We start from the raw sequence: 25,740 nt of genomic DNA on the forward strand, positions 1-25,740 counted from the left end.
TCCCAGGTTGGCTGTGCAACAGGCACTGCGCAGCCAACCTCCCAAGGACACGCGGTTCCCTAGCCCTCGCGATCTTTTCATGCATCCTTTGATGACTGTCGTCGCTACATCTCGGCCGGCATGCACATGCATGACATGGGCCAATCGAGTCCGGCCGGTCGCGTAACGTCAACCCACCGGGATGCTCCGCCGACTGCCCCGCGTTGACCGCCCGCTGCAACCAGGCCGGCATCTCTCCCTGCCCGTCCCATTGCTGCCCTTCGGCGTTGCGGTAGGTGCGCGCCGGCTCGGAAGCCGGCGGCGGTGGCGCCACGACGGCAAAACAGCCGGCTGCCTGCAGGTCGGCCAAGGTCAGGCCGTGCCTGGCCATCTGCACACGGATTCACACCGTGGCCGCAGCGCGCTCAATCTCAAGAGACATAAGTATCAGATTTTGGGAGTCGGAAAGGTGCAACGATTTGGGCCGCACAATCAGTCGGCCTTGCCGGCGTTCCATCGTCCTGCTGGCTTCAGCGCCGCCTCACGGGCCGTTTTGGTCGGATCATACTAATTACCCTTCATTCCGATCCGTCTGTATTACCATTCTTCCCGGTGCGCCGCGACTCCAGTTCTCGCCGCGTCTTGGCTAGCTCCTTAGCTAGCAGTTTTTCATCAGGCAGCACGGTCTGGTACTCGGCAGCTAGCACCTTATTGGGCAGACCTTCCAATGCATAGTGGGCCTCTGATGCACCTTTTTCGGCGCAAAGGATCAACCCCACCGGTGGGTTTTCTCCAGGCTTCATCCAGTGTTCGCGCGCATAATTGAGATACAGGTGCATCTGCCCTGCGTCTGCGTAGCTGAACTTGCCCACCTTGAGGTCGATCACCAATAGGCACTTGAGTCTACGGTGAAAGAAAAGGAGATCGACGCGAAACCAACTGTCGTCAATGCGCAGCCGGCGCTGGCGCCCGATGAAGGCAAAGTCATCGCCCAGTTCGAGCAGGAAGTCAGCCAGATGTCGGATCAATGCGTCTTCGAGGTCGGATTCGGAATACTCGTCCTTTAGGTCGAGAAACTCCAGAACGAACGGGTCTTTGATGGCCTCCTCTGGCGTGATCGCATCACTAGCTTCGGCCAGCTCACCTTTTTCCAGCATGCTAGCCTTGTTGCGCGACAGGGCGGTACGTTCATAGAACTGGGTGCTGATTTGCCGATCAAGTTGCCGTACCGACCAGCCCCCACGCAAGGTTTCGGTTTCATAGAAATGGCGCGCTTGCTCATTTTTGACCGACAACAGACGCACATAGGCCGACCAAGGCAAGGGAAAGGCCTTGGCAAGGGCGGCTAGATCAATCGCATTGCGCCGCAGTGAGTCCGAAAGCACGGTACCCACTGAAATCGCAGACAGCGTCTGCGACTTTCGAGCGCGCGGCAATTTCGCAGACGCTGTCTGCGAAATCCGCTCAGGGGGCCACTCCTGGTAAAAGGAACGCATCTGCTCCAAGTTGCGCTCGGAAAAACCTCGCCCAAATCGGGTCGACAAGTCGGCAGACAGCCGCTTGAGCAGTGCTTGCCCATAGGCGGCTCGATCTTGCCCGCCTTGCTCGAACTCGACGATACGGCGACCGATTTCCCAGTAGGTTGCTGTCATCAGTGCATTGATACTGCGCGCGGCGACACGACGAGCGCTCTCCAGCAAGGCGACGATGTCGCCGTGGATGCCGCTGTAGGCGGGACTGGTGGATACGAGGTCGGTCATGCCTCGACCTCGTTCAGAAGCACCTCGATTTTGCACGGCAGGTGCATCACCTCAACCTCGAGGCCTCGCAGGTCCGTGAGGAGCGCGTCGGGCAACTTACCACGGGCCACGCAGGAATCCGTCCAGCGAGCCTTTACAAGGTCCGTGCCAAGATGGACGCTCATTGCACGATTCGGTTTCTCCACAAACGCTCCAGTTACCTCTAGTTCGAGTACGACGATTTGTGCACATGGCACTGTGCGCACATTGTAACGGCGGTTAGCGCGCCGCCCCACGCGCTGGGTCGGCAGTCGCCCGGTGAGGTAGCGGCCTATCCCGTGGCGCGGTAGACAAATCCCCCACTCTCGTCCTCAGGCCGGCCCGGGCTTGAACTTGGTTTTCGTCACCGGCGCCCGGCGCCTGGGCGATACCAGGCGCCGGGCCGCGGTGGCTTCCGCATCGGCCCGCTCGGCGCGCCGGACTGCCATCTCCAGTTCCGCCTCCAGCCTGCCCTGCACCGCCTGCCCCTCCGCCAGCGCCTGTTGCGCCTGCGCCAGTTGCCGGCTGAGCGTGTCGCGCTCGGCCTGCTGCCTTGCCCGTTCCTCGGCACTGGCCACGGCGGCGTCCTGCGCCCGCGCTTGCACCGCCGCCAACTCAGCGCGCAGGTCCGCGAACGCCTGCTCGGCCTTCTGGCGCAGCGTGCGTTCCTGGTCGATCTCGCGCAGCGCGCGGCGCTCAGTGGCCTCCGCCCGTTCCTGCGCCACGACCACCTGCTCGCGGGTGCGCTCCAGCTCCGTCGAGAATTGGCTACGCAGCTCCCCCAGTTGCCGCTCGAGCGCCTCGATCTGGCGCCGGCCCTCCTCCTGGCGCGCCCGCGCGGCCGCGTGGGCCTGGCGCTCGGCCTCCAATTCGCCTTGCAGCCGATCCACGATACCGCCTATCCCGCGCTGCCGGCTGAGCCTACCGCCGGCGAACTGGAGGCTGCGTTCACGCCAACACCGACCGAGATCCGCTTCGCGCGCAGCCAGTCTCGTCGGGCCTCAACGTCTGTCCTGATTCTCGTGCAGCTCAAACTGCTGCAGCGCCTTGGCTACTTCCCCATGCTGGCTGATGTGCCACCTATCGTGATCGATCACGTCCGCGCCGCACTGCGAGCCCCTGCCCTGTCCCGCGCAACAGTCAAGCTCTACGATGCCTCTGGCACACGCTCCCGGCATCAGAAGTTGCTACGCGGGTACCTCCACATTCGGCCGGCCGAGGCCAACACGCTGAAATGGCTGGAGGCGCTCGCAACCGATGCGGTGCACACCAAGGTCGAATTGCCCGACATCGTCAACGTGCTGATCGAAGAGCTGATCCGGGTACGGTGCGAACTGCCGCCACTTGCCAGCCTGCACCGAATGGCGACACAGGCCCGCAGCCGGTGCAATGACGCCATCTATCGCGCCATTTCGGATTCGCTCTGATCGCCCGGATTGAGGCGTTGTTTAACGGTCAGGTCGGCAAATCCGTGGGAGCAGCTCAAACGCGAGCCCAAGCGCCCTGCCGCGCGCGAAATCGCAAGCTTCCTCAAACACATCCAGTCCCTGCGGACCCTTGCCGAGGGTCTGCCGCAGGCGCCGGCCTCGCTTTCCGTGAGCAAACGGACGCAACTGGTGACGGAGGCCCGGGCGCTTGACATTGCTGAGTTCAGGTCGCTCAAGCCAGCCAAACGATACACGTTGGCAGTGCTCTTCATTCACGCGCAGTTGCAGAAGGCGCTCGATGATGTTGCGGAAATCTTCATCAAGGTCATGCGCAAGCTCGAGTCCCTCGCCAGGACCCGGCTGCAGCAAAATCAGCTCGCGCATGCGGACACATTGGAAGACCTGGTCCGCCAGTTCCGTGATGTGCTGCAGGTCCTGGTGGATGACGGCATTGCCGACATTTTCCGGCTGGATAAGGTGCGTGAAGTGCTCGGCAACGATGCAGCGGGCGCGCTTGCCCACTGCAATGAGCATATCGCGTACGCTGGCAACTTCGATCTACCATTCATGCTGGATTGGGGCGTGCTGATATGTCTGCGTATGACCTACATCCGTTGGCGATACCGAGTCATGGGTGGCAGCCATTGCGCCTCCTGCAATAAAAGAAAGGACTAGTACGAGATTTACGGTCCCACGCATGGTTTGCATTCGATAAGATCAGTGGACAGCACGCAGCGACTTGAACCCCAGCCGCGGCCATGGGCCTACGCCAGACGCTGCGAGAATTGCAGAAGCCTCGTCTGCAGATGCAATCAGTATGTCTGTGAGCATGTCTTGTTGACTCAATTGGAAGCTGGCATATGACCGCTCCCGGCAAGCGGCGGCTCGCCGCCCGATTCATGGAGTGAGCGCACACCAAGCTTGAAAGCTTGGTACGCTACTTTGATCCCAAAGTAGATGATGCCCTCGAATTACGATCCGTTCAGTCCTAGCTCGCATGAAAAAGCCGCCCGGGCCGGCGCCAGACCTTTGCGATGCCTCAATAGGCCCGCTCGACCTCGATCTTGCCGGCCCCGAACGTACTTGCCGTCCTCCTGGATGACCTTGGCCTGTGGCATTAGGCATAGTGGTACTCAAAGTGGAAGCGTGCCTGGCGCCATTTGCCGCCACTGCAGAACTCGAACACCGTGTTTTGATCTTCGTAGCCCTCGAACTCCCTTGCCAGCTGGCCTTGTTCGATAACGCCCATGACGACTTGCTCCTGGATGCCCGGCGTGGACAGTACACCGATGATACGGATCTAGCACTTTCTCTTGCTACCATACGGAGGGGGCGTTCTAGATCTTTCAATCACGCTCACTCCAGCAGCGCTGGTATCCGCCCCCCGCACGCATCCGCCAGGTCCGCTCGCTGGCGTACGCCTGGAAGTGGCGCTGGATCTGCGGGCACAGCGTGGTGTCGCCAGCCACGCCTGCGCACCCGAGCGGGCAGCCTTATTACCCAGCCCCCTCTTGGCCCGGTGGTTCGCTTGGCGTCACCCCACCCGGAAATGCTCCGCCGACTGCCCCGCATTGACCGCCCGCCGCAGCCAATCGGGCATCTCGCCCTGCCCATCCCAGCTCATTCCCTGGGCGTTTCGGTAGCAGACCGGCGGCGGAGGGGGCGGGAGTGGCGGCGGATCGAAGCACCCCGCCGCCTCCAGCTCTTCCATCGTCAGCCCATAGTCAGCCATCTGGGCCTGGACCCAGCGGATCGCATCCGCCCGCTCATTGTCAATTGCCGTCGTTGCCATCGCTGCCGTCATCCGGGTTCAGGGCGGCCGTAGGCGTACCCTGTTCTTCGCCCTGCTTTTTGCTATGTGCTTGCTTCTCGGTCGGCGCCGGACCGCCGGTCTTGCGCCGCCGCCCGCCAGCACCCTCTCCCCGCTCGCGTGGGGCCCCCTCAATTCTGCCAGCAACTGGCGCGCCAGCGCCGCCTCAGCTTCGGCGCGCTCGGCCCAGCGCTGCACTGCGGCGAGGTCGGCCATGCCTCTCCATCATGCTGGCGAGCGGGCACTACGCGATGCTCGAAGATGGCAAGGGGCTCTCGCTGGTGCCGTGAAAGCCGGTGGTAGAGCAGCGGCTAGGGCGGCAGCTTGCCGCCACAGTGAGCGGAGGTGGAGCGTCGTGGGAAGTGGGGCAACAGCTCGGACAATCAATCGCTTGAGTGCTGAAGTTCTACGGAATCGGTGGCTTACCGCCTATATGGGAATACGCGTCACAGCCTTGATTTCCCGCAACGCCAGACTGGATTGGATGGACGCGACGCCTGACTGGCGGCGAAGCACATCTTCAATGAAGCGACCGTAGCTCTCGAGATCCGTTGCGAGCACCGTCAATACATAGTCCGCTTCCCTAGATAGCCGCGCTGCAAACGACGGACTCTAACTAAACGTAACGTCCTGAGCCCACCGCTGACACGCTCTTTCCGCAGCGTCGCGCCAGCACACATTATGACGCCAGGGGCCGAAACCTCAAGCGCGCCGCCACGGGGCGAAGTCCCCTCAGTGTCCAGCCACTTCGCCGAGTCAACCATGCGGCTGTCCCTCTGCCATGAGCACCCAACATGCCTAAGACTGCTTTGGTGGAGCCGTTCTGGTGCGGCACAGAAAACGAAATCTGAGTATCGAAAATTGCGACCTGGATGGGAGAGCCAGCCGCCGCTACCAAGCCTTGCGTCACGTTGGGAATTCAATTCATCAGTCCCGGCGCGCCCACCCACCATGGTCCACTGCGTGGGCAGCGTGGAGTGGTCCACGACGGTGCTCTCACTCTGAATTTTTGGGAGATCGTTGGCCGCACTACGTTCGAATGCCAGGGTTGCGCTGTGCTTCGGCAACGATCGGGGTCGAACAAGCTTGGCCACAGTCCGGCCAGTCGCGCGACGTCACCCCACCCGAAAATGCTCCGCCGACTGTCCCGCGTTGACGGCCCGCTGCAACCAGGCCGGCATCTCGCCCTGCCCGTCCCATTTCTGCCCTTCGGCGTTGCGGTAGGTGCGCGTTGGCTCTGGAACCACCGGCCGGCACGACGGCAATGCACCCTGCTGCCTGCAGGTCGGTCAAGGTCAGGCCGTGCCTGGCCATCTGCGCACGGATCCACACCGTGGCCGCGGCGCGCTCAATCTCAAGAAACATAGGTATAACGTTTTGGAAGTCAGAAAGGTGCAATGATTTGGGGGCGGGCGATCATTCGCCCTTGCCGACAGGCCTCGCGCAGCAGCGTGGGCGTTTTTAGGGCGGGCAGCTGGCGCCAGGCATGCGCTCGAGGCTGCCTGAGCCTATTCCCAGCCATTTGACGCCCCCAAGATTCCATGGCTAACTCTCATCACCCCATGTCTAAGAAGAGAGCCCACCATGACCCTTCACACATGGCTGGCCTTTATCGGCGCCAGCATCATCATCCTGCTCATCCCCGGCCCGACCATCCTGCTTGTGATTGGTGATTCGCTGGCCAACCGCGGCCGCTCGGCCTGGAGCACGGTCGCGGGCGTGGCAGCTGGCGATACGACCGCGATGGCAGTCTCGTTGGCCGGTGCGGGCGCCCTGCTGGCAGCCTCGGCCGCGGCGTTTGCGGCGCTCAAGCTCGTCGGCGGCTCGTACCTCGTATATCTGGGCATCAAGTCCATCGTGAGCGCCCGCCGCTTGCGCGACAACGCGCCCGAAGCCGCCATCCCCATGCAGCAGAGATCCGCGCGCCGCCGCTTCCTGTCGGCGTGGACGGTAACCGCGCTGAACCCCAAGAGCATCGTCTTCTTTGTCGCCTTCGTGCCGCAGTTCATGTCGGCCGATCAGGCCTTCCTGTCGCAAAGCGTGATCCTGCTGCCGACCTTCGTGTGCCTAGCCGCCGCCAACGCGTCGATGTATGCGCTGGCCGCCAAGCTGCTCGCCAAGCGACTGACCAGCGTGGCCGCGCAGCGCCGCTTCGGCTACACCGGCGGCGCGGTCATGGTGAGCGCGGGCACGCTCACGCTGGGCATGCAATCGGCCTGATCGCATCGCGGGCCGAGGCCAGCACGATGGCCCGCAGCCACCTCCACGCCGCGCCCGCCAGCTTGCACGGCCATCACCGCGTCACCAACGTAGCCGTCCAGTCATTGATGAGCTAGCTTATCAATGACTGGAATTCCATGTCGGCACGGGACAGCACAGATCCCAACTCAGGTGCTGAGTATAGTCAGCGTTTCAACGCGGCCCTGCTGGCGCATTTGGCGTGAGGAACCCAGGACATTTGTGATGCTCGCCATTCCTCTCGAGCAAATGTTTGAGCCGATATGACGCTCGAATGGAGTTGATTGGCAGTACCGAGTGCACTGTTCTATCGGGTGCAACAAGTTTTGCGGCATGGATCTGCGCAAGCGCAGAGAACATCTAATTCGAAATATCCGAAATTGCGACCGCACTGAGCCGAGAAAGTCCTAGTTTGGAAGTCCTTCCTATGATCAGCGTCCCTCGATGGCTATAAGTGACGTATGAGGCACTATTTGTTCTGAGTGAGAGGGATGGTGCGATTTTCACATATGAAAGTTACGAGTCGATACTCTCGAAAATGCGCCTATTGCGGCACGTACGAGGGATCGAATGGCCGAATACAGGATTCGATACAACGGGCGAGCGGCCGCTCGGAAGCATCCGCAGATTCTTTACTGTGCATCGCCTCGCGCGACGCTCGAAGCGGGTGCGCAGACGCCGAAATGCTTGTAGTCAGGCATGGGTGCGCTCTACCACCCAGCGAACCCTGCCGAGACCGCTGCCATGTGGTTGACCACGCCGGCCGATCGAGGTTGGAATGCCAGCGGCGTGCAGCGGCCGGCGGTATTTGTCGTGGTCGTAGACGCGATCGGCGTAGATTCGACCGGGCTTACGCAGGGCGCGGCCTCGGCATCCCCGGATAGCGGGAATCGCTTCAATGAGGGGCAAGAGTTGGGTGATGTCGTTACGGTTCGCCCCGGTCAGGATGACCGCGCTCGGCGTGCCGTTGGCGTCAGTGGCGACGTGGTGTCTGGAACCTAGTCGCGCGCGGTCGGTGGGGTTCGGTCCTGTTCTTGGCCAGCCCCAACCGCACGAACTGAAGAGGAGTCGATGATGACGCGCGAGAAATCGATGCGATCGGCCGCACGCAGCTTTGCCAGCAGGATCTCGTGCAGGCGATCCCATACCCCCGCACTTTGCCAATCGCGTAGCCGGCGCCAGCAACTGACTCCAGAACCGCAATCCATTCCGCTGGGCAGTTCGTTCCAGCGGATGCCGCTTCTCAGCACAAGCAGGATGCCGGTCAATGCGGCCCGATCCGACACCGGCATAATCAATAACTTAGGCGTGAGCCCCCGCGTCGCTGCCGGGCTTGCGAACCGTCGCATATTGCATCGAAATCAAAGCTTCCCTTGTAGTGCAAGATTGTCCGCTTTCTGAAGCGCCCCCCTAAAGGCTGGTTCTAGACAGTGCGGGCAACTTGTTCGGCACGATCACCGCAAGCAACCTTGGCACGGTAATCGAACGTTGCGTGCCTTGCTCCCAACAATTATTGAAATACTATGTACCGTGCGTGATATCCGACGCGCACACTGGCCCCTTTTTCTTTGGGTGGCTCTGTCGGCGCTGCGCCCCCACCGGTGAAAACGCGCTGGATATACTTCGCATTACTGAGGATGCCGCGGCCCTCTGTGGTAGTCACTTTGAAGAGTACCCAGCGAGCGTCTTGTCTCTCAGGCGCGGGAACAGTCTTCTCAATTGTTCCGCGCGCCATACTGCCATCCGAAGCGCGCCAGGCAGGGCCAGACAAGAGTTCTACGCGTACGGGGTCTGCCTGCGGGCCGCGACCTGCAACAGGTTTGAGAATAGCCGTGGTCCCCGTCGACTGCCACGCCAAGGCTCCCGTCTCAGCGCTTTCGACTGTTTCGTACGTCTCGGTTGCTTCGCCCTCCAGGACTGCCGCCTGTACAAGCCCCTGCGGCGGCGCGAGCGCGTTCAGAGCCATCCTTGGCAATGCGCGAACGCTTTCCTCGTCTTCATAGCGTTGCGCCAGGAGAGGCTCTCCCACCTGTGGCTGAGGCTGAAAAGGTCGCTTCTTATGGAGCTTGAGTCCAAGTTCATATGCCCTTAGCTCTCCGGCTCCGGTCGCGACAAAGACTTTGCCGTCGCCGATGGTGGGCGGAACCCAATGGCTGCTAGCAGGAAAGTCAGTATCCCAAAGCGGCTGCAAGGTCTCCGCGTGGAGTGCGTAAAGGTGGCCGGTAGTCATCCTCACGGTGCCGACAGGCAAAGCAGCCCAGACGACACCACTGTTTGCCGCGTTGCCGTTGGCCGAAACCGACATCATCCCTCCCGGCATAAGTGCCTGAAGGGCCAGGACAGTGCCCTGTCGAAAATTGGGCTCCTCGACTCTTTGTGTGGCAGTATTGAAGCGATAGAGTCGCAAGTAATCTTTCTCGCCCCAGACGTAGAGGTAGCCGTACTTCGGATCCGGCCCGCGCCAGTAAGTCGGCGACCCATGGAGATGCGGTCCGCTGTCAAACGTTTGGTCGCGTTGTGTGGGGTCATATTGATTGGTTGCCGCCGTGATCCGTTGGATCAGGCTCATGGAGCTCCGATTCATCAGGTACAGATAGCCGGTCTTTCCGCCTCCAATGACGAGATTGAACCCCGGAAGGGTCATTGCTCCTCCCGAGCCGAGGTCGGCGTCGTTTGCTTCCAGCGTCGTCGCATTCTGTGGCACAAACACCGAGGGCACGAGCGAATTTCCCGAAGGCGTCAGCTTAACAAAAGTGTCGCCGAACTTGTAATGAAGGGGGTCGGCGGCAGCATTGCCGATAAGGAAGTAGGTGTTTCCGTCGGGGTCGGCTGCCAACCCTCCTCCAGCTTGCCAAATCCCAGCACCTTCGGCTCGGTGCGACGTGAAGGGATTCGTCGGCACAGTCGCATCTCTCGAAGTGTTGAAGGCGCCTTGGAAGGCGAGGTCGCCTGCGCGATAGCGGAGTACCCAGCCGTGGTACTCAACGATCTCCTCGCGAAAGCGCATACCAAAGCCAAGATAAACTGAGCCGTGATCTAACAGCAGCGCGACACGATCCACCTGGTTCTTGGGTGTGAAGGTCACCGATGTGCCGTCGCTGCGATAGAGTGACGCCTCCACGGGCACCCTGGCGAGTTCGCTGCCGTCGCGATAATCGAGTACTACAAGCCAGTAGGCCACATCCAGTTTGGCCAACTCGTCCTCATAGGTCATGCAAGCGGGATCGGGATGATTGCTGTCGGGGCAATTTGCCGTATCCTGCGCCTGATTCTTTGTGCTGAAGAGCACATACATGCGGTGTCCGCCGACGTCGATGACGGGCGTAGCGCTGATGAACCGCGCCAGGGGCCGCTGGCCGGGATTGCTGTCGAGCAACACTTTGGACCACTTTTCCGTGCCGGTATCGGCGTCGAGCGCATAGACCATGTTTGAAGTGGTCGCAAGAAACAAGCCGTTGGCGCGGCCATTCTTGAAATCCACGCTTCGCACATACAGCGGTTGTGCGAGGATACCGCCATTTACCGAGTGCGTGTACTTGAGCCGCATGCCTCGGGTACTGACCTGGGATGGTGTCAAGGTCGTTTCGTGAAGGTAAGCCCCGGTACGGTAGTTGTCGTTATGCTGCGTGACAACGTTTTCAGCGCCATCGCAGCCCACCGTCAATTGATTTGACGGTGGGCTGATGATGTTGCCAACGTATTGAATCGCCGCGAGGACATCACCCGCGTTCAGGTTTATCCCGCTTCCCACCGCCAGCTTTAGATTGCCCGGTACTGCACCGCCATACCCAATCACCGACCCGCCACGCAGGAGGACGACGTTGGCATTTGGGACGGTGTTGTCGACCGATACAAAGTGACTTCCCTCGCAGATGGGTGCGCCGAGAACGGGCGCCGGCAGGTCGTTCGTAGGATCGACCGGGCTGGATGGCGGGCTGGTCGAACACAGCTTTTGTCTCCCCGTGACCCCAGGCGGAGCGGGTTTGATGGTAGGAGCGACGTGAGTCCAGTTATCGGCGGCCGTCGCGAGGCCATCAGCGATTGGCGCACCTTGTTGGATCAGGACTTCAGCCCCGACAAAAAGCTTGTGCATCACTACGATGTCGCTGCCAATCACAGGCGCGTCAACCGCGGGAATCGTAAGCGGACTCGGCTCGGGTTTGACGATCACGGGCTGCGAACCGTTACTGGTGACGGTCTTGGCGGGATCGTTGGGACAGGCGATCTGGACGGCCGTACTGTGGTGACCCGAAACCAAACTGTTGGTACCGATTGGTTCCCAGCCGCCGGTGGCTTCCCCCTCGCCGATTACCTTGCCAGTCTCCACATCCTTGACTTCCACGTGCGTGCTTGGCACCAAGTTGCCGACTGGCACCTCGCGCCCGCAAGCATACAGGTCCGGGCCGACTACCGGCGTGGTCAAAGCCGGGTACGAACTAACCTTCGCGGGATCGTACGAGGGGCTGCTACTGACTCCGCCTACGGTCTGGGTCGCCATAATGAGCTCGCCGAGTGCCAAGGGTCGATTTAGTTTGATCTCGGCATAGCCGACGTCAGGTATATCCTGGCCGACAAGATGAGGCTGGCCGCTGGCGAATACCCTTACCGTTGCGCCTGGAACAAACCCATACACGTAAATCTTCAGCGCGCATTCGTGAATCTCGGCCTGAACGCTGGGCGGCGAGAGGCTCGCGTTGTTGCGTACGGGAAACTTCGGGTTGATCGTTGGACCCTCCGCGTAAGCTCCTGCCGCGAGTAAGGTGACGCAAGCCCACAGCACGAGAGCCCATGGAACGAACCTTCTCCGAATCCTGTTTGCCTCACCACCCTGATCCTGCGCCATCCGACTGCGCAGCAGGTTCCAGTTGACACTGTGCCGGTAGGCTATAGCAGAAAAACGGGCCCTCCTCCCCGGCCTGAATGCGGGATCAGGGGGCAGCGTTGCAAGGGGATCAGTGTCGACCAGCATGTTCACCACCCGTTTTGTCCTTCGTTATAGACGATAGACGCGAACTTGCATCGGTGACCGTCGAGAGTTCGTCGGCAGGTGGAGTCTCCTCGATCACTGTGACGCTATTTTCAACACCGATTTGTGATTTTTACTAAGCCCATGAAAATATTGTCTTTTAGCACGAGCCGCCAACGTGGGTGGCAAATCGAGTGTATCAAAAATGAAGCAATTTAAATTCCATTTAAATCAGATGTAATAATTATTCATCAAGACAATTTCATCTGATTTCTATCATATCGATACGAAGAAAAATGGATGGAGCCATAACAATGAATCATTATTGGCTCCACTTACTTAGCATTAAGGTCAAATTAACTCAATTTCATACCAGAGAGGTGTGTCTTAATTTGTCGGTCGAGCCTGGACATGCGCCACTGCCGTCGGTGCGGCATTGATGCGCAGCAGGCTGCGAGGAGCGCTATTCCGATGATTGGACAATCGCGCGCCTTTCTGGACACCCTCCGACTGGTTGACAGGATTGCCCGCTGCGACGCACCGGTGCTGATCGAGGGCGAGACCGGCACGGGCAAGGAACTGGCAGCCCGCGCCATCCACTATGGCGGAAGCAAGCGCGATGGACCTTTTGTCCCCGTCAATTGCGGCGCAATCCCGGAAATGCTGGTCGAGAACGAGTTGTTCGGCCACAAGCGCGGAGCCTTTACTGATGCGCACGTGGACCAAACCGGACTTGTCGCGCTTGCGCGCAGCGGTACCCTGTTTCTCGACGAAGTGGACGCCTTGCCACAGAAGGCGCAAGTATCCCTCCTGCGGTTTCTTCAGGACCGCGAGTACCGGCCGCTCGGGGCGTCGGAGAGCCGTCGTGCCGATGTGCGCGTGATCGCTGCCACCAATGCGGATCTCGATGCGCGGGTGGAAGCTGGACTCTTCCGCCTCGACCTCCTGTTCCGACTGCGCATTATGGTGCTGGCCTTGCCGCCCCTGCGCGCACGTGAGGGGGATGTCGAACTGCTGTCAGCTGATTTTCTGCGAGTGTGTGCGGAGCGCTATGGTGGCGGCGTCAAGACGCTCCATCCCGCAACCCTTGCCTGGATGAGTGGCTACCGCTGGCCGGGAAATATACGCGAGTTGGAGAACTTCATTTGCCGTGAGTATTTGCTGGCGGATGGCCCTACGATCTTCTTCTCCGCTCCGAATGGCTTCGAACCGCGGATATTCCGCGATCCCGGGCAGGGCCGGCCAGTAGCCGGCTACGAGGACTTCAAGACTGCCAAAAGCCGGGTAATCACCGAGTTCGAGTTGCGCTACCTGACGCAGACCCTGCATGCGGCCGACGGCAACGTCACAAGGGCGGCAAAGCTGGCAGGCAAGGAGCGGCGCGCCTTCGGCAAGCTGCTTAAGAAGCATGGCATTGCTCCTGCCCGGCCCTCGCTTGGATACCTGGGTCAGGAATGACCCGCTGCCGGGTCAACTCCGCGCCTCGGCAGCGTTTTGGCGTGGAGCCATGTCTGACCGGCGCAAGCAGGGACTCCATGCCGTCTCCGACTGCGCCCTTGCGGGTCAACGTTGCCCCGCCCGCCGCCTAGCGCCTTGCCGCATCGCCTTGACAGAGCGCGCCTGGTCGGGAATGCGGACGCTGGAACGCCGTTTGCTTTGACCTAACAGCGAATATTGGATGCCCAGTGGAAAGCGAAGAGGCGCGTCTCGCGCGAGTCCGTGCGTCGATCCTGTCTTACCTTGCGCGCCACCCCGATGCCGCGGACACCGTCGAGGGCATCCTGAACTGGTGGTTGCACGGCGAGCAGGCGAGCGTGCAAAGGAACGACGTGGAGCGTGCGCTGATGCGGTTGGTAGCGGAAGGAAAGGTGACGATCCGACGACTGGCGGACCAGGCGGTCCTGTTCAGCAGCACGCAAGGATCGCTTCGGACCTGATGCCTATGGAGCGAGGGGCAGACGAAGGCGGGCATCCTGATGCCCCAGGGGATCGATGCCACGAATCTTCCGGACTGCCACGCCTGCTGGCGCCAGGCCCGCCCTGTTTCGGCGACTGTGAGCAGACGGCAAGCAGCTAGACCATTGGACCTACAGGAATCACCACTTCCTACGTTGCTGAAATCGCATCGCCCGAGGAGTCTTCCATGCCAGCAGTTAGTACGAGTTACCCGAATTTGCGCGCCAGTCTTCATGCCGATTTCGAGCATGTGCCAGACCAGCGCATCGAGGCGATACTGGCGACGCATGGTATCGACGCGGAGATGGCCGAAGGTTTCTTCAGCGATCTCGGAAAGGTGGTATCCAGCGTTGGCAAGGCAGCGCTTGGTGCAGCGCCAACAATACTGCCTATCGCCGGCACCGTGCTTGGCACTGCGGTAGGTGGCCCACTCGGGGCGTCCCTCGGTGGAGCGCTTGGGCGCGCGGCGGGCGGCGCCATTGGGGCGGCGACGCGACCCAGTGGCGGCGGCGCCATCGGCGGCGTCCTGGGTGCGCTCGCCGGTGCAGGCGGCTCGCCGGCGGCGGGGAAGTTGCTGCAGACGGTTCTGCGCCCTGAAACGCTTGGGGCGCTGATGTCGATGGCCATGGGTTCTGCGGGCAGGCGCAGCGTTCCCGTGGGTGGTATGCCAGTGCCCGTTGGCGCCTTCACCAATCTGCTTGGCGTGCTCGCGAACCAGGCTGCGGCAGAGTACAACACGGCGATTGCCAGCGCCAGCGACAGCGTGCCGATGTATATGCGCGACTATGCCGGAGAGAGCGTCGGCGACCCTGCAGTGCCGGCGCATCGAGCCGAGGCGCTGTATGAGCTCCTCGAGAGCACGCCGCTCGAGCCGGATAGCCGGCCAGCCGGCCGGCCGTGGCGCAGCGGAACGGATGCGACCGAAGCCTCCGAAGCGGCGGAGGCCGCTGAATCCGCGGAAGCCGAGATGTGGGAGATGCTCGAACTGATCGATAGTTTCGAATCCGATTAGTTTGGAGTGACTGGTATGGACTGGAGTGGCCATGGACATCCGATCGCTATTACTCACCATGTACGCGTCGCAGATGGGGACTGAGGCAAACCCGCAGGCCGCCCAGTTGCTGGCTGCGCTGGGCGGAGGCAATGGCCCGTCCGCGCCACCTCTACACGAGTTGCTCGACAACCTCGCGGAGCAGAATCCTTTGGCTCGCCTCCTTTCGCAGCAGCTGCGCGAGACTGATGCGATGCGGCAGGGCGGCGCGTCCACGGTGCTTGACGGGCTGGTGACGCCGGTAGACGAGGAGCCCGCAGCGGGGCCCCGGCTGGAGGCCATACGGGAGTTGCAGGAACGGCTCGAGGGCGTGCTTGCCGAAACGCGGCGGCTACGCGAGCGCAACGAGGCGCTCGCATGGGCACTGGGCGCTTGTCCACTCTGCTGGGGAGACGACCAGGAATGCCGGTCGTGCCGAGGACGGGGCAGGTCGGGATTCTCAATGCCGGACCCCGATGCTTTCCTCGACTATGTACTGCCTGCCGCGCGGATGTGGCGGCAGCAGAAGTCCGGAGATGGGGGGGCGGCGATGCGCACGCGTGTATCGCCAGACACACCAACGGGAACAGATGCTGAAAGGAGGTAAAGATGCCGTACGAATCTGAAGTAGCCGAATTGCTGGAGGGCTTCGAGTCCGAGGGGATAAGCGAATGGGGCGAGGCGGCCCGCCGTACCAGCGCCCCGCGTACCGCATCCGGGCGTGGTCTCGCTCCGCCGCCGCCGCCGTCAAAGAACTATGTGGCCATGAGTGACCTGCGTGCGGCGCTCGAGAAAGTAGGCACACAGATCAAGACCAACTCCGATGCGATCGCCTCTGTCAGCGCGAAGCTGAATGCGACCACGGTCACGCTCAAGAAGGAGTTTGAAGCGCGCAAGAAGGAAGGCGAAACGGCGCGCAAGGATACGAATCAAAAGGTATCGATGCTCGCGTTGCTTCCGCTGCTGATCCAACCGCCGACCTACACCATTCCACAGGGTTCGGTTAGTGCCAACGTTCCACCCGCTCCGGTGCAACTGCCACCGCCAGCAACGAGCATGATGAATGCGCTGCTGCCAGTGCTGCTGGTTGGCGGCCTGGGTACCGGTGGGCCTGGTGGGAGCGAAGGTGGCATGGATAACACAATGCTGCTAGTGCTGGCCCTCGTGCTGGCGAATCCTGCACGCTCGTGAGTTCGGGAGGCACCGGCCATGCGCTTCAATCCAGTAGGCTTCGCCGTCGGCATCGCGGTCGCCCGGCGGTACAACGCGCCTCAGGCGGCCGCCATGCCAATTGCCCTGTTCACCGGGATCACGGGCTTCACGCCCATGGGTATCGTGCTTGCGTTTGCATTGGCACAAAGAAGTGCGGCGCCCACGGTGGCGCCTGTGGCCACTTCGCCGGCGGCCGGTACACCGGCAGCCGGTTCGCCTGCGGCTGCGCCGCAGCTATCGGTGCCTGCCCTGCAGCCACCGAACGACGTGAAAGCCGTTATGGAAAGGCGCGACGGTCGACACGTTGTGAAGATTGTCTGGAGCCCCATTCCCGCGGCATCTGGCTACAAAGTGATTGCCTATGTTCAGTCGCGAGGCGGACAACTGACTGCCATTGAAGAGATAAGGTTGCTTGATACGCAAGAGGCCACCGTCGGCAATCAACTGGTAGTTGAACGGCCTGTGCCGCCGGATATTGACCCCAAGCAGATCGTGGCGACCCACAAGTACGCGGTTGCCGTCATGAATTCGGTTGGGGATTTCGGCCAGGAGAGCACGCCCGTGGGGGTGGGGTAGCACAAAAGGGGATAAGCACACCTAACGGACGGTCTGGCGGCCTGCCAGGCGGGCGTGCCGGGTAGCGTGCCATTTGCGCACCCGTACTCATGTCAAGGAGAGCCTGGCATGGATCCGGATCTCTGGGAACTGTTTGAAGACGGCGAGGCAGGCGACGAAGTGGCTGCCATCATCAGACTGGGCAGCCATGCGGTGTTTCCACCAGGCGTGCGGGTCCTGACGCAGTTCGGGGATATCGTCACGGTCCGCATGGCTCGTGGCGATATCCCGCGACTGAACGATGCCGCCGAAGTGGCCGATATGGTTGCCGGCGACAGCTACTTCGGACCGGATGTCGAGCTGGACGCTGATGGCGAATCCGGACCGGTCTCCACTGAGATGCGCAGTACCGACCAGCGACGGCCCTCGGGCCTGGAAGCGACAGGCCGGGGCGTGGTCGTAGGGGTGGTGGACTGGGGCTTCGATTTCGCGCACCCCGATTTCCGGCATCCGGATGGCAGCACGCGCATCATCGCCTTGTGGGACCAGCGCGCTTCCGGCTTGCCCACGCCGCCACAGCCGTTCGGCTATGGCAGGCTTCACGACCGCGAGGCGATCGACGCCGCGCTGCGCGAGAAGAATCCCTATGCCGCGCTTGGCTACCACCCGGCCGACGCGGATACCGGACGCGGCTGCCACGGTACCCATGTTGCCAGCATTGCCGCAGGCAGCGGCGGTGAGGGCCGGCCTGCGGGGATCGCACCCGAGGCCGAACTTGTCTTCGTCCACAATGCACCTTGGGGCGAGAACACCTCCGAAAAACTCGGGGATTCCGTTACGCTGCTGGAGGCCATCGACTTCATTGCGCGCGTAGCGGGCGATCGTCCCTGGGTGGTCAACCTGAGCATGGGCCGGCATGGCGAGCAGCATGACGGCACCACGGGGACGGAACATGGCCTTGACGCCGCAGTACGGGGTGCGCCCGGGCGTGCCATCTGCATGAGCGCCGGCAACTACTTCGACAAGCGGATTCATGCCTCGGGGCAGTTGCGCCCGACCGAGCAGCGGCAATTCGTGTGGGAGATCAATGAAGGCGATCCCACCAACAATGAGCTCGAGGTCTGGTACTCATGGCGCGACGCGCTCGTCGTGGAAATCCGGGCGCCGCAGGGTCTGCTTACACGCGCTGCCCCAGGTGAACGCGCCACGCTGCATGTGGCAGGCAAGGAGGTGGGCAATATCTACCACCGGGCGCGGGAGCCCAACAGTCTTGACAATCACATCGACATCTTCCTGTATGCGGCAGCACCGGCCGGGCCATGGAGCGTGACGCTGATCGCCACGGATGTTGTGGATGGCCGCTTCCATGCCTGGATCGAGCGCGACGCAGGCTGTGCCAGGTGCCAGTCCCGCTTTCGCGCGGAAGACGCGGTACCGACTTCGACCACCGGCACCATCTGCAATGGCCTGCGCACAATCGCGGTGGGAGCCTATGATCGCCACGACCCGGAATTGCGTGTGGCGCATTTCAGCAGTGTTGGCCCGACGCGGGATGGCCGCCTGAAGCCGGACCTTTGCGCCCCGGGCGTTGCCGTCCTGGCTGCGCGCTCGGCGCCCCGTGAAGGCGGCGACGACGTGCCGAAGGTCACGCTGATGTCGGGAACCAGCATGGCCGCGCCGCACGTCACCGGGACGGTGGCGCTGATGTTCCAGGCCTCGCCGCGCCGCCTGCGCATCGACGAGACGCGCAACCTGCTCCTTGAAAGCGCGGCGAAGGTTTCGGTACCGGAGGACTTTCCAGACCGTGTCGGCATCGGCTACCTCGATGTGGAGGCTGCGGTCGAAGCCGCCCGCAAGCTCCGCGATAGGAGCCTGACATCCACCTCGGCGGCAGAGCCCGTGGTTGCCAGCGTGGGGCGTGCGCCGGCGGCTGGCACGCCACATCTCGATGCTCCGATAGCCGGTGAACTGGCGCCGCTGCTGGAAGCCATCGCCGTACGGACCAGCCCTGCCTACATCCGCTGGGTCCAGTCGTCACTCAATACCGTCGATGGCGCAGGCCTTGCCATAGATGGTATCCTGGGACCGCGCACCGGCGCGGCCATCAGGCGGTTCCAGGCCGAACACCCTCCGCTGGCCATCGACGGACTGGTGGGGCCGGCAACTCAAGCCGCGCTCGTCTCGGCAGGCGTGGCGCCGCCTCCAGAGGGGGCCGACCAGCCGCCAGTGGCGCCGCAGCCCACATCAGTGCCAGTGCCATGCGGCACACTGACCGTATGGATCAACGCCTTCATTCCGCGCGACGTGCCTGGCTACACCTTCACGGTCCCCGCCGGTCCCCATGCGGGTAAGACAGCTATCCCTTGTCCGGTAATTGCGCTGCCCCTCAATCCGCACTGCCTAAGCCGGGGATACCTGACTGACCAACGCGGCTTCGACGACAACGCGGGCGCCAGTGCACGCATGCGTTCGATGGCTGAAATCAGACTGATGCCGCCCACGCTCATTCGCCATCCTTCGAATGTGGAGCACGCCACGTCCGGGACAACAGAGATCGACAAGACGAGCGGTGCGGTGACGTGTCGAATGCTGGCAGACATGTCCCGCTGCAGCTTCAGCGATCTTCACGTCGAACCCGACCTGTCAGCACCGTTTTCCGCGAATTTCTTCATCAGGTTGCGCATAAAGGGTGCGGCTTCCGATCCCTGTGTGAACGCGGCGGCGGATATTGATTACGTGGGCGAGATCACCATCTTCTGCGCGCCGCGCGCCAATTTGGTCGAGGTGGCGTTCTCGGGCAAAATCGATAGCTTCCCGGCATTCGAGATGTATGCGAGCTTGAACGGCGTGACAAAGATGCTGTTTCGCGTGCCGCCACCGCCGGGTAACACCGTCGAGAACCTGTTGTTCGGGCCGAGCACGCCCGTCAGCGGACGCGTGCGTTTCGAGAACTGCCGGCCGGTTGGGGCCGATGGTCCGAGTATCCAGTCCGCCGAGACGGCTTCGGAACAGATCGATCCTCTGAGTCTTGTGCTGGGCGCCAATATTGCTGCATTTTCCGCACGGCCCGCCGTGGTGCCGGCGCCTGCGCCTGAGACTTATCATACGGAGGTGGCCGGCGAGGTGTCGGTCGTCGCCGACGCGGCAACCTTGCCAGGGGCGGACGCGCAGGTCGAGACGGTAACGGAAGGCACTCCGAGAGAGCGCAACGCGGACGTGCCGTTGGTGAGCGCGGGCTGCCGTTGCGGGGACAAGGCATTGGTAGCAGGCCATGCCAGTACGGAGGCAGGCTTCGCAAGCATGGGGACCGATACCGAATTGTGGGGCATGGAAGCGCTCGAGGCGGTTGACGCTGCCGCAACTTTGCGTCAGGCAGGCATCGTCGAGCCGGTGGCGCTGACAGCCAGCAGTCCTCTGAACATGATCGGCGGCGGCGTCACGCCAAGCATTGCCGCCATCGCGCGCGGTGAGATACCAGCTGCGACCGTGTTCGATGCCATAATAGGCGGCAACGTCATTCTCCGCCAGACGATCGAACATGCGTTGATGACCATCGCCGGGCCGAACGAATTACTGTCTGTGCCGCTGCAGGCTGGCGACCTCGTGATACGTAGGGCGCTGGGTGAAGGTCCAGTCGCCCATATCTTCGCTGTGGTGGACTCGACCCTGCGCGGCGCGCATGAGCTAGGCGCGCTTGGCTTGATGGGTGAAGTGCCTGGCGATGGCTGGTTTGTCCATGTGGCGGAAAACGGCTGGCGTCCGCGCCCTACCGCCGATGGCTTCGCTCGACGTATCTTGAATGCGGATCGCCGCGTGCCATTCGACGAGGTGATCCTGCGGCAGCGCGTAGGCAGCATCACCGGCGCAGGAGGTGTTGGCGAGAGGGAGGGCGATACCCCTGGCGTGGACTGCTCAGGCATTACCGTGACTTGCGGGAACACGCAGCCCGCATCTGACAGGGTTCGTTCCAAGGGGCTGCCGGACGGCGATTTTCTCGATCGCACCGAGGGCGATCGGGCTGTCAACTTGGCACTCCAGTTGATCGACTACGATGTCAATGCTTACCTGCCACGCAAGGTGCGCCATGCCGAAGCGCTGACGAGGATTCGCGAGTTCATCGTCGACCGTTCGGTTGCGACATCGCAGGATATTGCCGTCACCATTACTGGTATGGCCAGCAGGACGGGGACTCGGCAATACAACCTTGAATTGTCGTGCCGAAGAGCCCTGTGTGTGGCGGAGAATCTCCGCGCCTCGCTTGGATTCTTCAAGGGTGTGCTGGAGCGCGTGCAAATCAACCCGTCCGGCCAGGGCTTCACCCGCGCGACCTGTCGCGATGGCGACTGCGAACTGGGGGAATGGCGCTCTGTGCTGGTCCAGGTTCACGCGCCCGGTAAAGCGCCTCGCCCGATACCACCGGTCGATCCCGGATGGGACAAGTACAGCATCCGCTGCTGTGCGTTTCACACAAAGGGCCTGCTCGAGGATACGCTGGACAATCTGCTCAGAAAGGGCATGCCGAATGTGCCTGCTCCACTTAAGGGTCCCCTCGAAGCATTGCTCAAGAAGGGGCTGAGCAAACTGGCCGATCTCATCCTGAAAGAACTTCCGAAAGTGAAACTCTTGAGCGAAAGCCTCAGTGAGTTCCTGCTGCTGTTCCCCGGCGAACTGATCAGCGAGGCAGGCGTTTTCGAGATCCAGGAGCGTGAACGAGACAATCCGCGGAAGCTGACGCTATGCTATGCGGGCATCGGCCTGAGAATCAAGCTTCCGGACAAGCTCGATGATGATCTGCTGGATAGCTTGATAGGAAATGCTGGCGTCCTGCGCTTGCTGCCAGATGCAGTGAAGAAGGTGCTTAAGGACATTATCCGGAAGCTGGCATCGCAAGGCTTGCGACCCATCGAAAGCGATACCCCGGGTACTCCCTCGACCTTCGACCTCACCCACCCGCGCCAGATTGGCATGTTCAAGGGCAAAGTGCAGGTTGGCAAAGCCGTCGTGCCGTTGGGGCAGGTCGATGTGGAGTTTGCTTCAGCGGCCTGGATGCGCCCCGACCCACTCCAACGGCCGCACATTGCACGATGCAGCACGTCGTGCAGCAGTAGCGGGCTGTTCGTCAAGGTTGGGGACGGCACTGGGTTTGAGATCCTCTCGGTCTCGAGCGGGGAATTGGGCCCCGGCATGTGCGAGTGCGGATCGGATGCATGAAACTGATCAGATAAAACCTGTCACGCATTGGACATCTGCGAGGAGGCCCGCCATGATAAATGCTGGGCGCAGGCGATCGAGCTCTCGACCGGCGCTGCGGTCCCGGTCCGCACAACCCTTTTAAGACGATAATTTCAATCAAATCCGCAGAGGCCGTCGGTCGCCCCCCCGCGCAGCTTGTTCACAGGCTTATCCCGTGGCGCGGTCGAAAATCCTCGCCCCCTCCTCCTCAGGCCGGCCCGGGCTTAAGCTCGGTGCGCGTCACCGACGCCCGGCGCCTATCTGGCGGCGTGTCGTGGTGGCTTCTGCATCGGCCCGCTCGGCGCACCGTACGCTCGCGGGTGCGCTCCAGCTCCGACGAGTTTGGGTACGCAGCTCCAGCAACTCGAGCGCCTTCCTCCTGGGGCTCGTCGCACTTTTTTGCGCAAAATCCGGCGGTTTTGGTCAGGAAATCCGTAGGGATCAAGGACTTGTCAAATTGCCTGCCTCGCGAAAGAGGCGGGCCTGCGGAGCCTTGCTGCATGCGACCCTCTGCGAAATTACCGCGAGATTTTGCGCAAGAAGTACGGATACCCCAATGAAGGTCGCGGCTGGAGGAGCTTCATCACCATGTCACCCTGTATATTGTTGCCTATGACTCCCTCGTCGCTATGCGCCTCAGTCAGAGCAACTCGGGGCCATCGTACTTCCCGAGCACTTTCTGGCGGTACGCACAGGGAATGCTTATCTATCAAGAACTTACAAACACTCCGGCAGCGTGTGATTCATTGCGCCGAAAAACCTTGCTACAGGCGGGGCTGCGGTCCGCTACCGCCATTTTTTTCACGGAAAGTACGATGACCCCTTGGAGGGCCATTCTGACGGCGGCGCTACCCGGCTCCCGACAGGTCACGCGGGCGAATTCTTGGGGTGTGTGAAGAGGTAACGTGCCTGGATAGCGCGCAACGCAACCTGACTCCGATCGGGCCCTAGCGCAGACGCGACTTATCGTGCACACAAGATCATTCGGCGAGTGTGACGCGATGCCTTACTTTGAGCAAACAAGTTTGTCAGCTCTATGTGACCTATCCGATGTACCAGGCCTGACATTATTCACATCACTCGGTCTGCTCGACGCGGAAATGTTCCACCGTCTGACCCGCATTGACCGCCCGCCGCAGCCAGTCCGGCATCTCGTCCGTCCCGTCCCAGCTCAGCCCCTCGGCATTGCGGTAGCAGACCGGGCGCGGGCTCGGTGGCGGCGCAAAGCACCTGCCCGCCCCCAACGTTTCCATCGTCAGCCCGTACTCGAGCATCTACGCCCGGATCCAGCGGATCGCGTCCGCCCGCTCAATTTCCGTTGCTATCGTTGCCGTCGCGTGGGTTGAGGGGGAGCGCCGGCGCAGCCGATTCTTCATTCGCGATCGGCCCTTGGGCACCGGCCTTCCGCCGTGCGCCCCTCCGCTCGCGCGGCACCACGCGCAATTCTGCCAGTAGCTGGCGCGCCAGCGCCGCTTCGGCTCCGGCCCGCTCGGCCCGGCGCTGCCCGCCCAGCCTCCAGCCGCGCCTGGGTCGCGGCATGCGCTTGCCGCTCGGCATGACGCGCCACTGATGTTCACCTTGTACCCCCTACGGTGAGCGCCCTTGGGGAGGATATTCACCAAGGCTGGGCGCGTGCGAAGGGCACTTGCGGGGAGGTCCCGGCCCAGCCGCATGCCGGCCACATACGCGCCGACCGTGATTCCGGAGTTAAATAGTCGCACGGAGCGTGAACTGTAGACTGCTTAGGTTCACTGCGAGCTCAGGACTCCATACACCGGGCACGCGGCGCCTCGTCAGGATCCGCAGCGTCTTCGGAAACAGCTCGATTCTGCAGCCGACTGTGCATCGCCTCGCATCGGATCAACATCGTTGCCGCAGGATCCTCTTTACCGCCGGCACCGCCAGCTTCCGCAGTGACCCGCAGATATACTTGCCGGGAAACGAGGGCGACAATCACAATGATGGCGCCGACGCCGAAGGCTCGGACTGCAACTTGGAGGTATTGCCCCATGGCTAAATCGGACCGCATAGCAGGAGGTGACGGGCAGTGAGACTACACGAGGATGTCTCGGGACGGTGCCACGCCGTTGCAGGATTGACAGAATACGTTTCGCCGCGACTGGGTTGAATAGCACGTTGAGTGACAGCGCATGGCGGTACTGAAGAGAATGTCCCGAAAATCGATCACGGCCTTACCGAACGGCCACTACTGGGCCACGCCACACGCGCCCTTCCCGCTGGACGGTCCCAACGGCCATGAGGAGGTTTTTCCTGGCGCCCAATGCGTCAGTGACGGCAAATGGGTCACCTTCTATAAGGACGGGGAAGAAGTATGGGCGTGCAATGCCGTGTATGCTGCCGCCCACTTCGACTTTGCACCGGTTCCCACCCACCGTTCGCCGACGGACAACTGAGGGTCGGACCGTTCCCCAGGCCGTGGGGTACGTTTCGACAAACAGTCGAGTTCATTTTTCACGGACCGGGCGTTATGTTAAACCGATCCATCGCCCTCCCTCATTCGCGGACGCGTTGGTTTGCATAAATTTGTTTCTGCTACCGGAATCGGGCGCCCACGGCCGTCAAGCTGGGTGGCCTACTCCTTCGGTGGGGGAAGCGCGCTAGCGATTCCTCCGTAAACTACGGCTGGTATAAAGTGATGATATATGCCTAAATAGTCACAATACAAGAGCGCATCATGCCTAGGGTCATTCTTCGCATCGCTATCTTCTTTGGGATAGCGCTTTCGGTTGCTCAGCCAACTCTCGCATCGGACATCGTCTGTGAGACGAATTTCCGGTCGAACCCAGCTCAGTGCGCTGACGTGGCGTCAGGCAGTGCGGACTGTTACGCAAATGGCGGCGTCAGGTCGAAAGGCGAGCGCCTCATTTGCGACTACGCCATGCTCGCCAACGGCTATGAGCGCATTTACGAAGACCAGCAAAAGCTACTTCGCCAAGGAAAAATCTCCGAGTCCGAAGTCGCAGCTTGGCGCGCAAAACGAGATGCCTGTGACTCAGTGAGCTGCTTGGATGGCGTCTTTGCTGAGTGGGGTCAGCGCTCAGACCGTCGGAACATCGTTCAAATTGCGCCCACGACAATTTCTAGCGCGCCCCCCGCCGCACAGAAGGCGCCGGAAGCGGAAACGTTCCCTGTCCGGCGATTCGATGCGTCTCCTTCCGGACAGCTTCCCGCTAACACAGGGCCACAAGCTGAGGCGCCGCCGGTCACCGTTGAGATTGCGGCTGTTCCAGAGACAGACACCATTGAGGCCGCGAGCTCCATTCAATCGGCAACTGCACCGTCCACCAAAAGTGATTCCAGCCCGCTGGCAAATCTCATGTGGCTGGGATTCATCGGCATAGTTATCGCCCAGGCCCTGACGCCGAAGCGCGATCGAAGATTCAAGACCGGATACAAGAACAACAGGACCGTGCCCACCGCAGTCCCCATTCTCTATGGTTTGTCGGTAGTGGCGCTTCTACTTGGCTTCCTTGTGAAGTAGCATGCAACGAACCATTCCGCTACGAGCCGCAGACATGTTGAACTCGAAACAAGGT

16 protein-coding genes and 6 pseudogenes are annotated in these 25,740 nt (G+C 61.7%); 12 read left to right on the forward strand and 10 right to left on the reverse strand.

Annotated features, from left to right (window positions below; translation table 11 throughout):
- Positions 1-184 precede the first annotated feature (184 nt).
- The 3 genes and pseudogenes from AC3FOF_RS12560 to AC3FOF_RS12570 all read right to left on the reverse strand — a co-directional run.
- Positions 185-370 (reverse strand): annotated as a pseudogene (locus AC3FOF_RS12560) (H-NS family nucleoid-associated regulatory protein); the annotation flags it as partial.
- A 187-nt stretch (positions 371-557) separates the two neighbouring features.
- Positions 558-1,739 carry a DUF1016 domain-containing protein gene (locus AC3FOF_RS12565; protein ID WP_017229375.1) on the reverse strand — a complete coding sequence of 394 codons (1,182 nt, stop codon included), beginning with the start codon at positions 1,737-1,739 and terminating at the stop codon, positions 558-560.
- Between the two features lie 350 nt (positions 1,740-2,089).
- Positions 2,090-2,647: a hypothetical protein gene (locus tag AC3FOF_RS12570; RefSeq protein ID WP_488726781.1), complete on the reverse strand. Its 558-nt coding sequence runs from the start codon at positions 2,645-2,647 to the stop codon at positions 2,090-2,092.
- Here AC3FOF_RS12570 and AC3FOF_RS12575 point away from each other — a divergent pair.
- Positions 2,633-3,757 (forward strand): annotated as a pseudogene (locus tag AC3FOF_RS12575) (DUF4158 domain-containing protein); the annotation flags it as partial. The gene AC3FOF_RS12570 and the pseudogene AC3FOF_RS12575 sit on opposite strands and share 15 nt — an antisense overlap.
- Positions 3,758-4,301: 544 nt before the next feature.
- Here AC3FOF_RS12575 and AC3FOF_RS12580 read toward each other — a convergent pair.
- Together AC3FOF_RS12580 and AC3FOF_RS12585 are read right to left on the reverse strand one after the other, a co-directional pair.
- Positions 4,302-4,433, reverse strand: a complete 132-nt coding sequence (locus tag AC3FOF_RS12580; protein WP_488726693.1) for a hypothetical protein — start codon at positions 4,431-4,433, stop codon at positions 4,302-4,304.
- Between the two features lie 285 nt (positions 4,434-4,718).
- A complete protein-coding gene (locus AC3FOF_RS12585) occupies positions 4,719-4,976 on the reverse strand; it encodes an H-NS family nucleoid-associated regulatory protein (protein WP_488726782.1) in 258 nt (85 codons plus the stop codon).
- 239 nt (positions 4,977-5,215) lie between these two features.
- On the opposite strand from AC3FOF_RS12585, the pseudogene AC3FOF_RS12590 reads away from it, so the two are divergent.
- A pseudogene (locus AC3FOF_RS12590) lies at positions 5,216-5,389 on the forward strand (DUF3363 domain-containing protein); the annotation flags it as partial.
- 34 nt (positions 5,390-5,423) lie between these two features.
- Here the strand turns inward: AC3FOF_RS12590 and AC3FOF_RS12595 are convergent.
- Together AC3FOF_RS12595 and AC3FOF_RS12600 are read right to left on the reverse strand one after the other, a co-directional pair.
- Positions 5,424-5,576 (reverse strand): annotated as a pseudogene (locus tag AC3FOF_RS12595) (Lrp/AsnC ligand binding domain-containing protein); the annotation flags it as partial.
- Between the two features lie 533 nt (positions 5,577-6,109).
- Positions 6,110-6,359 (reverse strand): annotated as a pseudogene (locus AC3FOF_RS12600) (H-NS family nucleoid-associated regulatory protein).
- A 219-nt stretch (positions 6,360-6,578) separates the two neighbouring features.
- Here AC3FOF_RS12600 and AC3FOF_RS12605 point away from each other — a divergent pair.
- Positions 6,579-7,214 (forward strand): LysE family translocator, encoded by a 636-nt coding sequence (locus AC3FOF_RS12605; RefSeq protein ID WP_488726783.1) that lies wholly within the window; start codon positions 6,579-6,581, stop codon positions 7,212-7,214.
- Positions 7,215-7,928: 714 nt separating this feature from the next.
- On the opposite strand, the pseudogene AC3FOF_RS12610 reads toward AC3FOF_RS12605, so the two are convergent.
- Together AC3FOF_RS12610 and AC3FOF_RS12615 are read right to left on the reverse strand one after the other, a co-directional pair.
- Positions 7,929-8,521: pseudogene (locus AC3FOF_RS12610) on the reverse strand (IS5 family transposase); the annotation flags it as partial.
- 221 nt (positions 8,522-8,742) lie between these two features.
- A complete protein-coding gene (locus tag AC3FOF_RS12615; protein ID WP_488726813.1) occupies positions 8,743-12,201 on the reverse strand; it encodes a DUF3455 domain-containing protein in 3,459 nt (1,152 codons plus the stop codon).
- Between the two features lie 468 nt (positions 12,202-12,669).
- Between AC3FOF_RS12615 and AC3FOF_RS12620 the strand changes: the two genes are divergently transcribed.
- From AC3FOF_RS12620 to AC3FOF_RS12650, 7 genes are all read left to right on the forward strand, one after another.
- Positions 12,670-13,656, forward strand: coding sequence for a sigma 54-interacting transcriptional regulator (locus AC3FOF_RS12620; RefSeq protein ID WP_488726784.1), 987 nt, complete (start codon positions 12,670-12,672; stop codon positions 13,654-13,656).
- A 227-nt stretch (positions 13,657-13,883) separates the two neighbouring features.
- The gene (locus AC3FOF_RS12625) at positions 13,884-14,135 is read left to right on the forward strand and encodes a hypothetical protein (RefSeq protein ID WP_488726785.1); all 252 of its coding nucleotides are present in this window, start codon (positions 13,884-13,886) and stop codon (positions 14,133-14,135) included.
- Positions 14,136-14,341: 206 nt separating this feature from the next.
- Positions 14,342-15,166: a hypothetical protein gene (locus tag AC3FOF_RS12630; RefSeq protein WP_488726786.1), complete on the forward strand. Its 825-nt coding sequence runs from the start codon at positions 14,342-14,344 to the stop codon at positions 15,164-15,166.
- Between the two features lie 31 nt (positions 15,167-15,197).
- On the forward strand, positions 15,198-15,791 hold the full coding sequence (locus AC3FOF_RS12635) for a hypothetical protein (protein WP_488726787.1): 594 nt from the start codon (positions 15,198-15,200) through the stop codon (positions 15,789-15,791).
- Positions 15,792-15,793: 2 nt separating this feature from the next.
- Positions 15,794-16,375 carry a hypothetical protein gene (locus AC3FOF_RS12640; protein WP_488726788.1) on the forward strand — a complete coding sequence of 194 codons (582 nt, stop codon included), beginning with the start codon at positions 15,794-15,796 and terminating at the stop codon, positions 16,373-16,375.
- Positions 16,376-16,393: 18 nt separating this feature from the next.
- A complete protein-coding gene (locus AC3FOF_RS12645) occupies positions 16,394-16,972 on the forward strand; it encodes a hypothetical protein (protein WP_488726789.1) in 579 nt (192 codons plus the stop codon).
- A 108-nt stretch (positions 16,973-17,080) separates the two neighbouring features.
- A complete protein-coding gene (locus AC3FOF_RS12650; protein WP_488726790.1) occupies positions 17,081-22,162 on the forward strand; it encodes a S8 family serine peptidase in 5,082 nt (1,693 codons plus the stop codon).
- A gap of 1,097 nt (positions 22,163-23,259) precedes the next feature.
- Here AC3FOF_RS12650 and AC3FOF_RS12655 read toward each other — a convergent pair.
- Positions 23,260-23,457, reverse strand: coding sequence for an H-NS histone family protein (locus tag AC3FOF_RS12655; RefSeq protein ID WP_488726791.1), 198 nt, complete (start codon positions 23,455-23,457; stop codon positions 23,260-23,262).
- Positions 23,458-24,333: 876 nt separating this feature from the next.
- Between AC3FOF_RS12655 and AC3FOF_RS12660 the strand changes: the two genes are divergently transcribed.
- Together AC3FOF_RS12660 and AC3FOF_RS12665 are read left to right on the forward strand one after the other, a co-directional pair.
- Positions 24,334-24,597 (forward strand): hypothetical protein, encoded by a 264-nt coding sequence (locus AC3FOF_RS12660; RefSeq protein WP_488726792.1) that lies wholly within the window; start codon positions 24,334-24,336, stop codon positions 24,595-24,597.
- A gap of 281 nt (positions 24,598-24,878) precedes the next feature.
- Positions 24,879-25,685 carry a hypothetical protein gene (locus tag AC3FOF_RS12665; protein WP_488726793.1) on the forward strand — a complete coding sequence of 269 codons (807 nt, stop codon included), beginning with the start codon at positions 24,879-24,881 and terminating at the stop codon, positions 25,683-25,685.
- Positions 25,686-25,740: the final 55 nt, after the last annotated feature.

The sequence above is a fragment of the Cupriavidus sp. 96C5-1 genome, from assembly GCF_057798855.1.

Excerpts from the sequence above, each read along its gene's own strand:
- AC3FOF_RS12580 (WP_488726693.1), bottom strand. The coding sequence starts at position 4,433 with ATGGGCGTTATCGAACAAGGCCAGCTGGCAAGGGAGTTCGAGGGCTAC.
- AC3FOF_RS12565 (WP_017229375.1), bottom strand. The coding sequence starts at position 1,739 with ATGACCGACCTCGTATCCACCAGTCCCGCCTACAGCGGCATCCACGGC.
- AC3FOF_RS12630 (WP_488726786.1), top strand. The coding sequence starts at position 14,342 with ATGCCAGCAGTTAGTACGAGTTACCCGAATTTGCGCGCCAGTCTTCAT.
- AC3FOF_RS12645 (WP_488726789.1), top strand. The coding sequence starts at position 16,394 with ATGCGCTTCAATCCAGTAGGCTTCGCCGTCGGCATCGCGGTCGCCCGG.
- AC3FOF_RS12640 (WP_488726788.1), top strand. The coding sequence starts at position 15,794 with ATGCCGTACGAATCTGAAGTAGCCGAATTGCTGGAGGGCTTCGAGTCC.
- AC3FOF_RS12635 (WP_488726787.1), top strand. The coding sequence starts at position 15,198 with ATGGACATCCGATCGCTATTACTCACCATGTACGCGTCGCAGATGGGG.
- AC3FOF_RS12605 (WP_488726783.1), top strand. The coding sequence starts at position 6,579 with ATGACCCTTCACACATGGCTGGCCTTTATCGGCGCCAGCATCATCATC.
- AC3FOF_RS12585 (WP_488726782.1), bottom strand. The coding sequence starts at position 4,976 with ATGGCAACGACGGCAATTGACAATGAGCGGGCGGATGCGATCCGCTGG.
- AC3FOF_RS12650 (WP_488726790.1), top strand. The coding sequence starts at position 17,081 with ATGGATCCGGATCTCTGGGAACTGTTTGAAGACGGCGAGGCAGGCGAC.
- AC3FOF_RS12615 (WP_488726813.1), bottom strand. The coding sequence starts at position 12,201 with ATGCTGGTCGACACTGATCCCCTTGCAACGCTGCCCCCTGATCCCGCA.
- AC3FOF_RS12665 (WP_488726793.1), top strand. The coding sequence starts at position 24,879 with ATGCCTAGGGTCATTCTTCGCATCGCTATCTTCTTTGGGATAGCGCTT.
- AC3FOF_RS12660 (WP_488726792.1), top strand. The coding sequence starts at position 24,334 with ATGGCGGTACTGAAGAGAATGTCCCGAAAATCGATCACGGCCTTACCG.
- AC3FOF_RS12655 (WP_488726791.1), bottom strand. The coding sequence starts at position 23,457 with ATGCTCGAGTACGGGCTGACGATGGAAACGTTGGGGGCGGGCAGGTGC.
- AC3FOF_RS12620 (WP_488726784.1), top strand. The coding sequence starts at position 12,670 with ATGATTGGACAATCGCGCGCCTTTCTGGACACCCTCCGACTGGTTGAC.